This window comes from Lutimonas saemankumensis, assembly GCF_020171465.1.
GTDB lineage: Bacteria > Bacteroidota > Bacteroidia > Flavobacteriales > Flavobacteriaceae > Lutimonas > Lutimonas saemankumensis.
Map to the genome: position 1 here is coordinate 1 of NZ_JAIUZR010000004.1, position 14,954 is coordinate 14,954.

Here is a 14,954-nt window from a genome sequence, read left to right on the forward strand (position 1 = left end):
TGAACTCTAAATCCTTTTCTTCGCTCTCTTCCCTACTTCAAATTTCTTTAACCCTGAAAGCGGGTGCAAAACTAAAACCATTTTTTAAAACCACCAAATAAAATCTGAAAATAATTTTACCTTTTTTTCGGTCGCTTTTTTTTGGCCTTATTTCAACTTGAACTTATGCTTTAAAACAAGTGCTTTACTGTTTTTAAGCGGCTGCAAAAATACAATCAAATATGAATACCAACCTAATTATTTCTCCACTTTTTTTGTTAATTTTTTCTTACTATTTGCAATGAGCTGATTACCTGATGATTCGGATTAAAAAAAAATGAAATATTTTTTGATTGAGAAGTTGCGAAAAACATATTAAAATTTAATTACACCATAATATATATATAAGGCTTTTTTATTCGTAAAAAATCCGGACTAATTTCAACTCACCTTCTATTCTTTATTTAAATTCGGATATGTATCTTTGCAACCTTATAGATTTAAGCATATGATCAATATCACATTACCTGATGGCAGTGTTAAGGAGTTCGCAAATGAAACAACTCCAATGGAAGTGGCTAAAAGCATTAGCGAAGGCTTGGCCAGAAATGTTATTTCTGCAGATTTCAACGGAACAACCGTTGAAACCAAAACACCTTTGACCACAGACGGTAGTCTTACACTTTTTACCTGGAACAACCCTGAAGGCAAAAAGGCCTTCTGGCATTCTTCTGCGCATTTACTTGCCCAGACAATTTTGTTTTTCCATCCTCAGGCTAAACTGACTATCGGGCCAGCCATTGAAAATGGTTTTTATTATGATGTTGATTTTGGAGATGAGTCAATTTCTGAAAATGACTTCAAAAAAATAGAGGATAAAATGCTTGAATTCGCTCGTCAAAAATTTGAATTTGAGATGCGCGAGGTTTCCAAGTCCGAAGCGCTGAATTACTATAAGGAAAGAGGTAATGAATTCAAAGTGGAACTTATTGAAAACCTTGAGGACGGCGATATAACTTTTTGCGACCATAGTGATTTCACAGATTTATGTCGTGGCGGACACATTCCAAATACGGGTATCATTAAGGCTATAAAAATCATGAGTGTGGCCGGTGCTTACTGGAGGGGAGACGAAAGCAAACCTCAGCTTACAAGGGTTTATGGTATTTCCTTCCCCAAACAAAAGGAGCTGAAAGAATACCTCCAACTCCTTGAAGAAGCAAAGAAAAGAGATCACAGAAAATTAGGGAAAGACCTTGAGCTCTTTACTTTTTCGAGCAAAGTAGGCCAAGGACTACCTCTTTGGCTGCCTAAAGGAGCTGCTTTAAGGGAGCGTTTGGAAAATTTTCTCAAAAAAGCGCAAAAGAAAGCCGGGTATGAAATGGTTATCAGCCCCCATATAGGACAGAAAGAACTTTATGTTACTTCAGGCCATTACGCTAAATACGGCGAGGACAGCTTTCAACCCATTCATACGCCAAAAGAAAGTGAAGAATTTCTTTTGAAACCTATGAACTGTCCGCATCATTGCGAAATTTACAAGACAAAACCATATTCTTACAAAGATCTTCCAAAGCGTTATGCCGAATTCGGTACAGTGTACCGATATGAACAAAGCGGCGAATTACATGGATTGACAAGGGTAAGAGGCTTTACTCAGGATGATGCACATATATTTTGTACTCCTGATCAATTGAATGATGAGTTTAACGCTGTGATCGACATTGTATTATATGTTTTCAGTGCTTTGGGCTTTAAGGATTTTACGACCCAGATCTCTTTAAGGGATCCTGATAATAAAGACAAATACATTGGCAGTGATGAAAATTGGGAAAAGGCCGAAAAAGCCATAATGAAATGCGCGGATGAAAAAGGTCTCAAAACAGTTATTGAATACGGAGAAGCTGCTTTTTACGGGCCTAAACTGGATTTTATGGTCAAGGATGTTTTGGGAAGAAACTGGCAGCTTGGGACCATTCAGGTAGACTATAACCTTCCGGAAAGATTTGATCTTACCTATAAGGGATCTGACAATCAGCTTCACCGTCCGGTGATGATTCACAGGGCCCCTTTCGGGTCCATGGAGCGTTTTATCGCCATCCTTATAGAACATACTGGAGGTAATTTCCCCTTATGGCTTACGCCTGAGCAGGTTATTTTGCTCCCAATCAGTGAGAAATACGAAAATTATACTAAAAAAGTTTTACATTTGCTAGAAAATTACGAAATTCGCGCCCTCGTTGACGACCGCAATGAAAAAGTGGGTCGAAAGATCAGAGATGCGGAACTGAGTAAAATCCCGTTTATGCTGATCATCGGTGAAAATGAAGAGAAAGAAGGTACGGTATCAGTGAGAAAACATAGTGAAGGTGATTTAGGATCATATTCCATAGAAGGATTTGCCGAAATCATTCAGAATGAAATAGATAAAACGTTACAACAATTTTAAAGTTAAACCAATCCTTAGGGAATAAAATTTTAGAGCTATAGCAATAAGAAGAAACAGAGGGGCCAGAAAGCCATGGAGAGTTATCAAGGAAGATCTGCATAAGATCAATGATAAAATTGACTCACCCGAAGTCAGACTTGTGGGCGAAAACGTTGAAACCGGTATTTATCCAATCAGAAAGGCAAGAGAGATCGCATATGATCTCGGTCTCGATCTGGTCGAAATTTCACCGAAGGCAAAACCTCCTGTTTGTAAGATTATTGAATACAAGAAATTTCTTTACGAACAAAAGAAACGTGAAAAAGCTCTTAAATCAAAAGCCTCTAAAGTTGTTGTTAAAGAAATCAGGTTTGGTCCTAATACGGATGAACATGACTTTGAGTTCAAGAAGAAACACGCGATCAAATTTCTTGAGAGTGGTGCAAAACTTAAAGCTTATGTGTTCTTTAAAGGGAGGTCAATTGTATTTAAGGACCAAGGTCAGATCCTTTTGCTAAGACTGGCCCAGGAACTTGAGGAATACGGTACTGTTGAACAGATGCCAAGGCTGGAAGGAAAAAGGATGACAATGTTTATCGCTTCCAAAAAGAAGAAATAAGAAGTAGGAAAATTATATAAGCAAGTAATAAAAATAGGAAGAAGATGCCTAAAATGAAGACAAAATCCAGTGCTAAAAAACGTTTTAAACTAACGGGTACTGGTAAGATTAAAAGAAAACATGCTTTTAAAAGTCATATTTTGACTAAAAAAAGTAAGAAACGTAAATTAAAACTGACTCACGCCGGATTGGTTCACAAAGCCGATGAAGCAAACATCAGACAACAATTAACGTTAAAATAAACCGTGAGGTTTTTGAGGTAATTAATTATAAACCATGTGTTAGTGCTTATCAAATGATTTAAAAAGAATCTGCCTTACACAAAAAAAATTTAAAACATGCCAAGATCAGTAAATTCAGTAGCTAAAAGAGCTCGTAGAAAAAAGATTATCAAACAGGCCAAAGGATACTTTGGTAGCAGAAAAAATGTTTACACTGTTGCTAAGAATGCAGTTGAAAAAGCAATGCTTTATGCTTACCGCGACAGAAAACAAAATAAAAGAAATTTCCGTGCATTATGGATCCAGCGTATTAACGCGGGAGCTCGTGAACACGGTATGTCTTACTCGCAGTTCATGGGTAAAATCAAAGCAAATAATATCGATTTGAACAGAAAAGTTTTAGCCGATCTTGCGATGAATGAGCCGGATGCCTTCAAAGCGATTGTAGATAAAATTAAATAAAACAAATACTTGCTTATAAAAAAAACCTGAGGAATTCCTCAGGTTTTTTTTATGTCCTAAAATCAAGACCTGTTCTTTGGATCGCACCCTCTCACTTCGTTTAGAAGTCCGATTCCGAAGCCTTGAGCTTTTCAGCATTTTCAGCCAGCTTTAACTCTTCAATAATCTTAGTCAGATCTCCGTTTATAACGTTGTTCAAATCGTAAAGAGTCAACCCAATTCGATGCTCGGTTACCCTTCCCTGCGGATAGTTATAGGTCCTGATCTTAGCAGATCGGTCACCACTTGATACCAGCGTTTTTCTCTTAGCTGCATCTTCCTGGAGTTTTTTCTCCAGTTCAACCTCGTAAATTCTCGTACGCAACACCTTAAACGCTTTATCTTTGTTCTTATGCTGCGATTTCTGATCTTGACACTGCGCCACTATTCCTGTTGGTATATGCGTAAGGCGAACTGCAGAATACGTGGTATTAACCGACTGCCCTCCGGGCCCTGAAGCACAAAAATAGTCAACACGCACATCGCTCATTTTAAGATCAATATCAAATTCTTCTGCTTCCGGAAGCACCATTACGGTAGCGGCAGAGGTATGAACCCTTCCCTGCGTCTCCGTTTGCGGCACGCGTTGCACCCGATGAACACCAGATTCAAATTTTAATGTCCCGTAAACCTCTTCTCCGGAAACGCTGAAAATGATCTCTTTGAATCCTCCTGAAGTTCCTTCACTAAGATCTTCCAATTCAACCTTCCACCCTTTTTCGGCAGCAAACTTTGTATACATTCGGTATAAATCTCCTGCAAAAATACTGGCCTCATCTCCTCCGGTACCTGCCCGTATTTCAACAATGACGTTCTTTGCATCTTCAGGGTCCTGCGGAATCAGTAAAAATTTAATTTCCTCCTCCAGGCCCGGAATCTTGGCAGAAGCTTCTTCAAGCTCCATTTTTGCCATTTCCACCATTTCTTCATCAGAACCATCAGCAATAATCTCATTGGCCTCTTCAATACTTGCAAGAGCAGATTTATATTCTGTTCCTTTATCAACTATCTTCTTCAGATCCTTGTACTCTTTATTCAATTTGACATAACGCTTTTGGTCCATGATCACATCCGGCTGGATGATCAAATCAGAAACCTCATCAAATCTTTGTTTTACTATCTGTAATTTATCTATCATTATCTATGTCTTGTCCTGCAAATTTAACATTTTTTAATCTTTAAAAGATCTATTGACAAATATGAGCAATTATAAGATTCATAATGCTGTTTTATGGCAATTTTTGAATAAATTTGTAATTAATTTAACCACAAAAATTTTGTACCATGAAAAAGATACTTTTCGTATTTGCCATTTTTTCTCTGGCCATTGTGAGTTGCGGAGAAACAAAAAAAGAAGAAGTGAAAAAAGAAGTTGAAACCCCTGCTAAAGAAGTAGCAAAGGAAGCTTCTGATGAAAGTGCAGATGATTTGGTTGCCATGGGTGAAAAGCTTTTTACTGACAAAACATGTGTTTCCTGTCATCAGCTGGATGCAAAAATCGTTGGACCTTCAGTAAAAGACATTGTCAAGATATATGAAGAAAAAAATGCCAGTTTGGTGGAATTTCTAAAAGGAAATCAAGAAGCTATTGTTGACACGGATGCCGGACAGGTTGCCATTATGCAGGCCAATCTTGACGGGTTTGTTAAAGATTTAAAAGAGGAAGAGTTACAGGCTTTGGCAGCTTATATGAAAAACGTGAAATAATCTGAATTACTTCTAAAATAAAAAAACCTTTCGCAGTGGCGAAAGGTTTTTTTATTTACATCATACAGATTATACAACACCCTGAGCAAGCATGGCATCGGCCACTTTAACAAATCCTGCAATATTGGCCCCCTTCACATAATCAACATATCCGTTTTCATCCTTTCCATACTGAATACAGGCATCGTGAATATTGTTCATGATTTCTTTCAGTTTTGTATCAACTTCTTCTCTGGTCCAGTTCATTCTTAAAGAATTCTGGCTCATTTCCAAACCTGAAGTAGCAACTCCTCCTGCATTTGAGGCTTTTCCCGGAGCATATAGTATTTTAGCATCAAGAAAGGCATGAACAGCATCCAGATCCGATGGCATATTGGCCCCTTCACTAACCACAGTGCAACCATTTGCCAGTAAAACCTTGGCGTCTTCTCCATTTAATTCATTTTGTGTGGCACAGGGCATGGCCACGTCGCATTTTTCTCTCCAAGGCGTTTCTCCCTTTGTATACTTGGCGGAAGGATATTGCTTGACATATTCGCTGATCCTTCCTCTTTTTACATTCTTCAGTTCCATGACATAAGCAAGCTTTTCGGCATCAATACCATCAGCATCATAGATATATCCTGACGAATCAGAGAGTGTTACAACCTTTGCACCTAATTGTGTCGCTTTTTCGGTAGCATACTGTGCAACATTACCCGATCCGGATACCAGTACTGTTTTTCCTTTCATGGAATCGCCTTTGGTCTTCAGCATACTTTCAGCAAAATACACCGTTCCGTAACCCGTTGCTTCCGGACGAATCAAAGATCCTCCCCACGAAATTCCTTTTCCGGTTAATACGCCTGTAAATTCATTCTTCAGTCTCTTGTACATTCCATAGAGAAATCCTATTTCCCTGCCTCCGACACCAATATCTCCTGCAGGAACATCCGTGTTAGGTCCTATATGCCTGTAAAGTTCAGTCATAAAGCTCTGGCAGAATCGCATAATTTCATTATCAGACTTCCCCTTTGGATCAAAATCCGATCCTCCTTTTCCACCTCCCATAGGAAGAGTTGTTAGACTATTCTTAAATACTTGCTCAAAAGCAAGAAACTTAAGAATACTCATGTTCACAGTAGGGTGAAATCTCAACCCGCCCTTATATGGGCCAATGGCAGAATTCATTTGAATACGATAACCTCTGTTGACACGGATTTCTCCTTGGTCATCTACCCATGCTACTCTAAAGGTAACAACCCTTTCAGGCTCAACCATTCGCATCAAAATATTCTTGCCATGATAAATCTCTTTAGAGATAATATATGGAATAACGGTCTCGGCCACTTCTTGAACTGCTTGCATGAATTCCGGCTCAAGTCCGTTGCGCGCCTCAATTTCTTTCATAAAGGCATCAATTTTTGACTTCATAATTTTGTAGGGATTAAATTATTAAAATTTGATTTTTTCATAGCAAAAATAATCAAATTCCTAATAACCAACTACTGAATGCCCTTTTAATTTGCACTTATTTTTATCAAAAAAATTGACATTGACACATAAATAAATCGCCGTCAAAAATTGCACAGGTTTAAAAGGTCAATCCGACAAAAAAATGTAAATTTGCCATCTAAAATTCTCAGGAGAAATGAAGGAAAAAATATCTAATCACTTAAGTGAAATTCAAGATTTTAAAGCAGAGAGTATAGAAAAAATTGAAGCTTTTAGAATCAAATATTTAGGAAGTAAAGGACTCCTCAAACAGCTGTTTTCTGAATTTAAAGAGATTGACCCTTCGTTAAAAAAAGAAATAGGTCAGTCTCTCAACAATTTAAGGAATGCGGCCAATGACAAGATCAATGAACTCAAGGATGCTCTAGATAATAACCTTTCTGAGAAAAAAGTCTATGGAGATCTTACCAGACCCGGCGAAAGCATAGAGCTTGGTGCAAGACATCCTATATCGATCGTCAAAAACCAGATCATAGAAGTTTTTTCAAGAATAGGGTTCACTGTTTCAGAAGGGCCTGAAATTGAAGATGACTGGCACAATTTCACTGCCCTAAATTTACCTGAATACCATCCCGCAAGAGACATGCAGGATACCTTTTTTATTGAAACTGATCCTGATATTTTACTCAGAACACATACATCATCGGTTCAGGTAAGATACATGGAAAGTCATAAACCTCCTATCAGAACCATTTCTCCCGGGCGAGTTTTTAGAAATGAGGATATCTCTGCTAGGTCTCACTGCATATTTCATCAAATAGAAGGCCTGTATATTGATACTGACGTTTCTTTTGCAGATTTAAAACAGACACTTCTCTATTTTACAAAAGAGATGTTTGGCAAATCCAAAATAAGATTAAGACCTTCTTATTTCCCGTTTACTGAACCAAGTGCTGAAGTTGATATTTACTGGGGCCTTGAAACAGAAACGGATTATAAAATAACAAAAGGCACAGGCTGGTTAGAGATTATGGGTTGCGGAATGGTGGATCCCAATGTCTTGAAAAATGCTGATATCGATCCTGAAAAATATACCGGATACGCATTTGGAATGGGAATCGAAAGAATTGCCATGCTGCTCTATCAGATTCCCGATATTCGAATGTTCTACGAAAATGATATTCGATTTCTGGAACAGTTTAAGTCAGAAATATAAGAGATGCAGGACCTGAAAGAATTTTTATTTGAGCGGGGTTATGTGAGGATCAAACTTAAAAAGACCATCACAAACCATTTTGAAATAAAGGCTAAGATAAATGGAATAAAAGGTAATTTTATTCTTGATACGGGAGCCTCGAAATCCTGCGTTGGCATAGAGGATATTGAGCATTTCAATTTAAAAACAGAAGCCTCCGAAGAAAAAGCCAGCGGAGCCGGGCCAAGTGAGATTGATACTTTGATTTCTAACGACAATCAGGTTGTTGTTGGGAAGTTCAAGGTGAAGAAAATGACTCTTATATTGATCGACCTGAGTCATATCAATAAGGCACTTGAAAAGCAGGACGCCAAACCCGTTAAAGGAATTTTAGGAGCAGATATTCTTTTAAAGGGCAAGTCAATCATTGACTATAATAATAAGTTCCTCTATTTATTGAAAAAAAAGAATTAATCATGAGTGATCAGGACAACAGATATAACTTGCGCGGAGTTTCGGCCCAAAAAGAAGATGTTCATAAAGCAATAAAAAATGTAGATAAAGGCTTGTTTCCCAAGGCTTTCTGCAAAATCGTTCCTGATCATTTAACAAATGACAAAGATTATTGTTTGGTTATGCATGCAGACGGAGCAGGAACCAAATCTTCCCTTGCCTACATGTACTGGAAGGAAACAGGTGACATCTCGGTTTGGAAAGGAATCGCTCAGGATGCCCTGATCATGAATGTAGATGACCTGCTTTGTGTAGGTGCAACGGATAATATCATTCTATCATCTACGATTGGAAGAAATAAGAATTTAATTCCCGGCGAAGTGATTTCAGCTATAATCAACGGGACTGAAGAATTACTTGAGGAACTGAGTGGATTTGGTGTAAAGATACATTCTACAGGCGGGGAAACTGCTGACGTGGGAGATCTTGTACGGACTATGATCGTTGACTCAACGGTAACGGCGAGGATGAGAAGAAATGACGTCATCGATAATGCCAATATTAAGGCCGGAGATGTTATCGTTGGCCTGGCCTCTTTTGGAAGGGCTACCTATGAGAAGGAATACAACGGTGGGATGGGAAGTAACGGATTGACAAGTGCCCGTCATGATGTTTTTGCAAATTATCTCGCGACAAAATATCCTGAAAGCTATGATCATGCAGTCCCTTCAGATCTTGTCTATTCTGGAAATGTAAAATTGACTGATCCGGTTGAAGGAGTTCCTCTGGATGCGGGAAAACTGGTTTTATCTCCAACAAGAACATATGCACCAGTTATCATAAAAATGCTTGAAAAGCACAGGAAAGAGATTCATGGCATGGTGCATTGCAGCGGAGGTGCCCAAACGAAAATCCTTCACTTTGTCGATAAGGTTCATGTAATAAAAGATAACTTGTTCGAGGTTCCCCCCTTATTCAAATTGATTCAGGAACAGTCAAAAACAGATTGGCGCGAGATGTATCAGGTGTTTAATTGTGGTCATCGTATGGAATTATACGTACCCGAGGAAATTGCGGATAGTCTAATTTCCATTTCCCAATCTTTTGGGGTGGACGCACAAATAATTGGAAGGGTTGAAAAATCGGAATCCAAAAAGCTGAGCATCAGAAGTGAACATGGAAATTTTGAATATTAGTATTCGTTTGATGTAACTTATCTTAATTTAGCGATACCAATAGAAAAAAACCAAACCTGATGGTATCTGATTTTACAAGATTGGAATGGAAACAGTTCATCCGTTCTTCCTACTGGCAAAAAAGCATTGCCCTAAATATTTTTCTTGTTTTTATAGCGCTTTATTTTATTGTGGTTTTCCTGGGGCTGGGATTAGGACTCTATCCAATTCTTAAAAAACAGTTTCCCGAGAAAGACCCTTTTGAGCTTGTAAATCAGTTTGTTTTTTATTGGTTCCTCATAGACTTGCTAATGCGTTTTTTCTTTCAAAAACTACCTGTCATGAGCATCAAACCTCTGTTGACACTACCTTTGAAAAAAAGTAAGATCGTTCATTATGTTCTGGGAAAATCAGTAATTTCATTTTTTAATTTTCTTCCCCTTTTTGCCGTGATTCCTTTTGGAATCATATTGATTAGTAATGATTATGATACTTTAAAGGTCCTGAACTGGATAATCTTTATGTTGATTGCCTCTTTGATCATCAATTTTTTAAATTTTATCATCGAAAACAAATCAGCTCAGACCGAGTTGTCAATGCTCCCGATTCTCATTTTGGTTGGGGGACTCTATCTGCTCAATCATTTTCAACTGATAGCATTTAATGAGTTGTTATACGATGCCATCAACTGGGTCATATCGAATTCTCTTTTCCTTGCTCTACCGCTTCTTTTACTCGGACTGTGTTATTTTATGAATTATAAGCTTCTGCTTTCTCAGCTCTATATCGATAAAAGCCTTCAGTCCAAACGTGTTGAGGTATCTGCATCGGATCTTTCCTGGACCGATCGTTTTGGAGCAAGTGCCCCTTTTTTACAACTGGATCTGCGAATGTTGTGGCGCAACAAAAGACCTCGGTCATCTCTTTTTATAGTTCTGATTGGTCTTTTTTACGGGTTGATTTTTTACCCAAACCCAACCTATCAATCCATGCAAGGAATGTTCGTTTTTGTTGGCATCTTTGTTACCGGAATTTTTCTTATAAATTTTGGTCAGTTCATCCCGGCCTGGGACAGTGGATATTACAAAATGCTGATGAGTCAGAACATTCCTTACAAGGATTATCTTAAATCAAAATTCTTATTGATGGCAAGCAGTGCGCTTTTGATGTTTGTTTTAAGTATTCCTTATGTTTATTTTGGATGGGAGATTTTACTTATACATTTCGCCGCTATGATTTACAACATTGGAATAAATACTCATGTATTGCTCTATGCCGGCTCCTTCAATCGAAAAAGAATCGACCTGACTCAACGTGCCGCTTTCAATTACCAAGGTACCGGGGCCGTTCAATGGCTGGTTGGGATACCCTTATTGTTGATTCCGGTGTTGCTATTTTACTTGCCGTATAAATTACTCAATTTTGAAAGTGCCATAGCCATTTTAATTGTTATTGGCATTTCAGGAATTCTCTTTCATGAAAAATTAATGGCATATATCACTAATAAATATATAGAATCAAAATACAAAATGATCAGCGCCTTTGATCAGGACAACTAATACATTATGATAATAGCAACTGAACTCAGCAAAAAATACAGCGGAAATACCGTCTTACATCTTCCTGCCCTTGAAATATCAAAAGGAGAGTCATTTGGTCTTGTAGGAAACAACGGTGCAGGTAAAACTACTTTTTTTAATTTATTGCTCGATTTGATAAAGCCAACTACGGGCAGCATTGTGAACCAGGGTATACAGGTAGATCAGAGCGAGGATTGGAAACCATTTACTTCAGCCTTCATTGATGAAAGCTTTTTGGTTGGTTATCTGACTCCGGAAGAATATTTTAATTTCATTGCGAAACTCAGAGGGGTAAGCCAGGCAGATCTTGCTGAATTTTTGGATCAATTTGAAGAATTATTCAATGATGAAATTCTCGGTCAGAAAAAATACCTAAGAGACCTGTCTAAAGGAAACCAGAAGAAGGCAGGAATCGTGGCGGCCTTGATTGGATCACCAGAAGTAGTCATTCTTGACGAACCATTTGCCAATCTGGACCCCACAACGCAAATACGATTAAAGAAAACCCTCAAAAAGATCAATGAAGAGTCAAGTTCAACCTTGTTGATATCAAGCCATGATCTAGGCCATATCACTGAGGTTTGCGAGAGAATTGTTGTGCTTAACAAGGGAGAAGTTATCAAAGATCTGCAGACCTCGGAAGCAACTTTAAAGGAATTAGAACAGTTTTTTTCGGCTTGATTTAAAATTATTGATCTGCAAAGTTCAAATCCCGGGTATTCGCCGAGCAAGATGATCTGTTAAATGTTGAGTTTAGCATATGTTATAAGTAAAAGATTTATCATTAATTTGTACTTTTACTCCATCCCCGTCGTTAAAACATTCATTAAGTTAAGCTCAGGCTAAAATTTTGAAAAAAGGTATCAAACGTATTATTACATTACTCGCGGCAATTGTACTGCTGATAGGCTGTTCTACTAAAAAAGATAGTTTTATCAATCGAACCAGCCATTCGATGAGCGCAAAATACAATGTACTGTTTAACGGGAACATTGCTTTTAACGAGGCTAAAGCGGAACTCGATCGGTCTTATGAAGATAATTTCTGGGAACGTCTGCCCATCGAGCCTCTGAAAATCGAAGAAAAATTTATTCCATTTCCGGGTCAAAGTTCCGGAAATGATGACGAAGCCACCGGATTTGAAAAGGCTGAAGAAAAAGCTGTAAAAGCCATTCAAAAGCATTCCATGGTTATTGATGGTTTTGAGAAAAACAGTCAAATCGATGAATCTTACCTCTTACTGGGAAAATCTAGGTATTATTTACAAAGATTTATTCCCGCTCTCGAGGCCTTTACCTTTGGGCTTGAAAATTATCCGGATGCCAATTTATACCGAGAAACAAAAATCTGGAAAGCAAAAGCACATGTCAGGCTTCAAAATGAAAAATTAGCTATTGAAACGCTCAAATCTGTTCTTAGAAATTTTGAAATTACTGAAGAGGAGTATGAAAAGGCACATACGGCAATGGCCATGGCTTATACTCAACTGGACAGTACAGACAGAGTAGTTGATCATTTAAAACAGGCTACAACCTATTTTACAGATCAGAATCAGGGGGCAAGAAATTTATTTATCCTCGGCCAGATATACAGGGAGCAACAAAAAATAGACTCCTCAAATATGGTTTTCGAGTCCCTGACCTACATGAAAAAAATTCCCAGAAAATACAAAGTTCATGCGGTTTTGGAACGGGCCAAAAACTATTCAGAAGCTGACAGTACCAGCATCATAGCATTCACCTTGCAGGAACTTATCCAAGACAGAGACAACAGGCCCTATCTGGATGAACTCTATTATCAGGCCGGCCTCATCGAATTAAAAAATGAGAGTTATGAGAGGTCAAGAGGTCTTTTTGAACTTTCCTTGATTCACAACACACGAAAACCTTATCAAAAAAGCCTTTCCTATGAAAGATTAGGAGATTTTTATTTTGACAGGAACAATTTTGAAATTGCAGGGGCCTATTACGACAGCGTATTACAAATTCCAATTGATCAGAACACAAAACGTATTAGAAAGATTATTCGAAAACGTGAGAGTCTCAATGATGTTATCTTTTATGAAGGAATTGCCAGAAGAAATGACAGTATTTTGGGACTGGTAAATATGTCAGAAGAAGAACGGGATATTTATTTTAAGGGGTATATTGATCAGTTAAAAATTGAATACGAGGCACAAAAGCAACTTGAAGAGCAGAGGAATGCAGATACGGGACTGGGTGAGTTTGCCATTACGAACAACAACTATTCCGATGGCGGAACCTTTTATTTTTACAATGCTCAGGTTGTAGGATTTGGTAAACAGCAGTTCAAAGACAAATACGGTAACCGATCACACGGCGACTTCTGGCTCATAGCAAATAACGTTGGGCTGAGTTCGGATGTGCAGATCAAAGAGACAGCCGTAGCTCTTGATACAAGCCTCCTTTTTAACGCAGCGTATTACAAAGAACAGATTCCTAAGGAGGCAAAGGTTATTGACAGCCTTAATTTTATTAGAAATGACGCCTACTACAATCTGGGTCTCATCTACAAAGAGCAGTTTAGGGAATATGAGATAGCCGCAGTTGATTTCGAGAAATTTCTTGAAAATGATCCGATAGAAAATCTAATATTGCCCACCAAGTACCAATTGTTCAGAACTTATGCTAATTTTGATCAGGAAAAGAGCAATAAATACAGAGAAGATATCGTTACTAATTATCCAGATTCCCGTTACGCACAGATCATAATCAACCCCAGTGATGTTCTGTCCGAAGGAAATTCTGATGACGGGCCTGATTATTTGTACAAGCTGGCTTTTGTCTGTTATGAAGAAGAAGATTTTGAATATTCCCTCAGAACGGTTAACGAGGGTCTCGAACGCTTTAAAGGCCTGGAAATTGAACGAAAATTTGAATTGCTTAAAGCTTATCTACTGTATAAGACCATAGGCGAAGAACTTTTTAGGACAAAACTAAATGACATCATATTAAACTTCCCCAACACAGAAGAGAGCGAACATGCGGAAGAAGCTCTCTCCAAACTAAATGAATTAAAAAAAATACCGCAACAAAACTAAAACTAAACTATCATGTTCAACGAAAAAAAAGATCATTCAAGCCCGGTTGGAGAACGAAACACAATTGCCAAAAACACCTCATTGGTAGGTGATATCAAATCAGATGGTGATTTTAGGGTGGACGGTAAAATTGAAGGTACCATCAAGACCATTGGAAGAGTTGTCATTGGGAAAGATGGATTTGTATCCGGAACCATTGATTGCACAAATGCTGATATAGAAGGCTCTTTTTCCGGGAAACTCATTGTAGATCAGGTTCTTTCTTTAAAAAGCACAGCAGACATTAGCGGTGATGTGGTCATGGGAAAACTTTCTGTAGAACCAGGTGCTGCCTTTAACGCGACCTGTGCCATGAAAGGCTCTGTCAAAGTGATACAGAATGACTCGGAAAAAACCAAAAAAACAGCTTAACAGGTATATTGTCCTTACCGGAATAGGACTCCAAATGGGTATCACAATTTACTTGGGTGCCCAGTTGGGAAAATGGCTGGACGCAAAATATTCTGACAATAATGTGTACACCATAATCTTTACCCTGCTGGCAATTGTATTGTCTTTTTACAGCTTGCTAAGACAATTAAAAAACCTGGATAACTAACTG

The 14,954-nt window shown here is 38.1% G+C and carries 15 protein-coding genes; 13 read left to right on the forward strand and 2 right to left on the reverse strand.

The genetic code is table 11. The features are described 5' to 3' along the window. Window positions 1-487 precede the first annotated feature (487 nt). The 4 genes from thrS (at window position 488) to rplT (ending at window position 3,709) form a co-directional block, all read left to right on the forward strand. On the forward strand, window positions 488-2,428 hold the full coding sequence (gene thrS / locus LCM02_RS07835) for a threonine--tRNA ligase (protein ID WP_224927800.1): 1,941 nt from the start codon (window positions 488-490) through the stop codon (window positions 2,426-2,428). Window positions 2,429-2,522: 94 nt separating this feature from the next. Continuing rightward, window positions 2,523-3,026, forward strand: a complete 504-nt coding sequence (gene infC / locus LCM02_RS07840; RefSeq protein WP_224930191.1) for a translation initiation factor IF-3 — start codon at window positions 2,523-2,525, stop codon at window positions 3,024-3,026. A 44-nt stretch (window positions 3,027-3,070) separates the two neighbouring features. Next, complete coding sequence (gene rpmI, locus LCM02_RS07845; RefSeq protein WP_224927801.1) at window positions 3,071-3,268, forward strand: 50S ribosomal protein L35; 198 nt, start codon at window positions 3,071-3,073, stop codon at window positions 3,266-3,268. Between the two features lie 96 nt (window positions 3,269-3,364). Further along, window positions 3,365-3,709 carry a 50S ribosomal protein L20 gene (rplT, locus tag LCM02_RS07850; protein ID WP_224927802.1) on the forward strand — a complete coding sequence of 115 codons (345 nt, stop codon included), beginning with the start codon at window positions 3,365-3,367 and terminating at the stop codon, window positions 3,707-3,709. Between the two features lie 100 nt (window positions 3,710-3,809). Here the strand turns inward: rplT and prfA are convergent, their stop codons facing one another. Further along, complete coding sequence (gene prfA, locus LCM02_RS07855) at window positions 3,810-4,886, reverse strand: peptide chain release factor 1 (RefSeq protein ID WP_224927803.1); 1,077 nt, start codon at window positions 4,884-4,886, stop codon at window positions 3,810-3,812. Between the two features lie 146 nt (window positions 4,887-5,032). On the opposite strand from prfA, the gene LCM02_RS07860 reads away from it, so the two are divergent. Continuing rightward, a complete protein-coding gene (locus LCM02_RS07860; protein WP_224927804.1) occupies window positions 5,033-5,455 on the forward strand; it encodes a c-type cytochrome in 423 nt (140 codons plus the stop codon). 69 nt (window positions 5,456-5,524) lie between these two features. On the opposite strand, the gene gdhA is transcribed toward LCM02_RS07860, so the two are convergent. Next, complete coding sequence (gene gdhA / locus LCM02_RS07865; protein WP_224927805.1) at window positions 5,525-6,868, reverse strand: NADP-specific glutamate dehydrogenase; 1,344 nt, start codon at window positions 6,866-6,868, stop codon at window positions 5,525-5,527. Between the two features lie 217 nt (window positions 6,869-7,085). Here gdhA and pheS point away from each other — a divergent pair, with 217 nt between their 5' ends. The 8 genes from pheS (at window position 7,086) to LCM02_RS07905 (ending at window position 14,951) form a co-directional block, all read left to right on the forward strand. Further along, window positions 7,086-8,105 (forward strand): phenylalanine--tRNA ligase subunit alpha, encoded by a 1,020-nt coding sequence (gene pheS / locus LCM02_RS07870; protein ID WP_224927806.1) that lies wholly within the window; start codon window positions 7,086-7,088, stop codon window positions 8,103-8,105. A 3-nt stretch (window positions 8,106-8,108) separates the two neighbouring features. Continuing rightward, a complete protein-coding gene (locus LCM02_RS07875; protein WP_224927807.1) occupies window positions 8,109-8,558 on the forward strand; it encodes an aspartyl protease family protein in 450 nt (149 codons plus the stop codon). A gap of 2 nt (window positions 8,559-8,560) precedes the next feature. Next, the gene (locus tag LCM02_RS07880; protein ID WP_224927808.1) at window positions 8,561-9,733 is read left to right on the forward strand and encodes an AIR synthase related protein; all 1,173 of its coding nucleotides are present in this window, start codon (window positions 8,561-8,563) and stop codon (window positions 9,731-9,733) included. A gap of 59 nt (window positions 9,734-9,792) precedes the next feature. Continuing rightward, entirely contained in the window at window positions 9,793-11,271 is a 1,479-nt protein-coding gene (locus LCM02_RS07885; protein WP_224927809.1) for a DUF5687 family protein, read from the forward strand. A 6-nt stretch (window positions 11,272-11,277) separates the two neighbouring features. After that, window positions 11,278-11,973, forward strand: coding sequence for an ABC transporter ATP-binding protein (locus tag LCM02_RS07890; protein ID WP_224927810.1), 696 nt, complete (start codon window positions 11,278-11,280; stop codon window positions 11,971-11,973). 169 nt (window positions 11,974-12,142) lie between these two features. Beyond that, on the forward strand, window positions 12,143-14,353 hold the full coding sequence (gene porW, locus LCM02_RS07895) for a type IX secretion system periplasmic lipoprotein PorW/SprE (protein WP_224927811.1): 2,211 nt from the start codon (window positions 12,143-12,145) through the stop codon (window positions 14,351-14,353). A 12-nt stretch (window positions 14,354-14,365) separates the two neighbouring features. Further along, a complete protein-coding gene (locus tag LCM02_RS07900; protein WP_224927812.1) occupies window positions 14,366-14,764 on the forward strand; it encodes a bactofilin family protein in 399 nt (132 codons plus the stop codon). Continuing rightward, the gene (locus LCM02_RS07905; RefSeq protein WP_224927813.1) at window positions 14,733-14,951 is read left to right on the forward strand and encodes an AtpZ/AtpI family protein; all 219 of its coding nucleotides are present in this window, start codon (window positions 14,733-14,735) and stop codon (window positions 14,949-14,951) included. Before LCM02_RS07900 ends, LCM02_RS07905 begins: the two co-directional genes overlap by 32 nt. The last annotated feature ends 3 nt before the right edge of the window (window positions 14,952-14,954 follow it).

Coding starts and splice junctions, on each gene's coding strand:
- thrS (WP_224927800.1), top strand. CDS start 488: ATGATCAATATCACATTACCTGATGGCAGTGTTAAGGAGTTCGCAAAT.
- rpmI (WP_224927801.1), top strand. CDS start 3,071: ATGCCTAAAATGAAGACAAAATCCAGTGCTAAAAAACGTTTTAAACTA.
- rplT (WP_224927802.1), top strand. CDS start 3,365: ATGCCAAGATCAGTAAATTCAGTAGCTAAAAGAGCTCGTAGAAAAAAG.
- prfA (WP_224927803.1), bottom strand. CDS start 4,886: ATGATAGATAAATTACAGATAGTAAAACAAAGATTTGATGAGGTTTCT.
- LCM02_RS07860 (WP_224927804.1), top strand. CDS start 5,033: ATGAAAAAGATACTTTTCGTATTTGCCATTTTTTCTCTGGCCATTGTG.
- gdhA (WP_224927805.1), bottom strand. CDS start 6,868: ATGAAGTCAAAAATTGATGCCTTTATGAAAGAAATTGAGGCGCGCAAC.
- pheS (WP_224927806.1), top strand. CDS start 7,086: ATGAAGGAAAAAATATCTAATCACTTAAGTGAAATTCAAGATTTTAAA.
- LCM02_RS07875 (WP_224927807.1), top strand. CDS start 8,109: ATGCAGGACCTGAAAGAATTTTTATTTGAGCGGGGTTATGTGAGGATC.
- LCM02_RS07880 (WP_224927808.1), top strand. CDS start 8,561: ATGAGTGATCAGGACAACAGATATAACTTGCGCGGAGTTTCGGCCCAA.
- LCM02_RS07885 (WP_224927809.1), top strand. CDS start 9,793: ATGGTATCTGATTTTACAAGATTGGAATGGAAACAGTTCATCCGTTCT.
- LCM02_RS07890 (WP_224927810.1), top strand. CDS start 11,278: ATGATAATAGCAACTGAACTCAGCAAAAAATACAGCGGAAATACCGTC.
- LCM02_RS07900 (WP_224927812.1), top strand. CDS start 14,366: ATGTTCAACGAAAAAAAAGATCATTCAAGCCCGGTTGGAGAACGAAAC.
- LCM02_RS07905 (WP_224927813.1), top strand. CDS start 14,733: ATGACTCGGAAAAAACCAAAAAAACAGCTTAACAGGTATATTGTCCTT.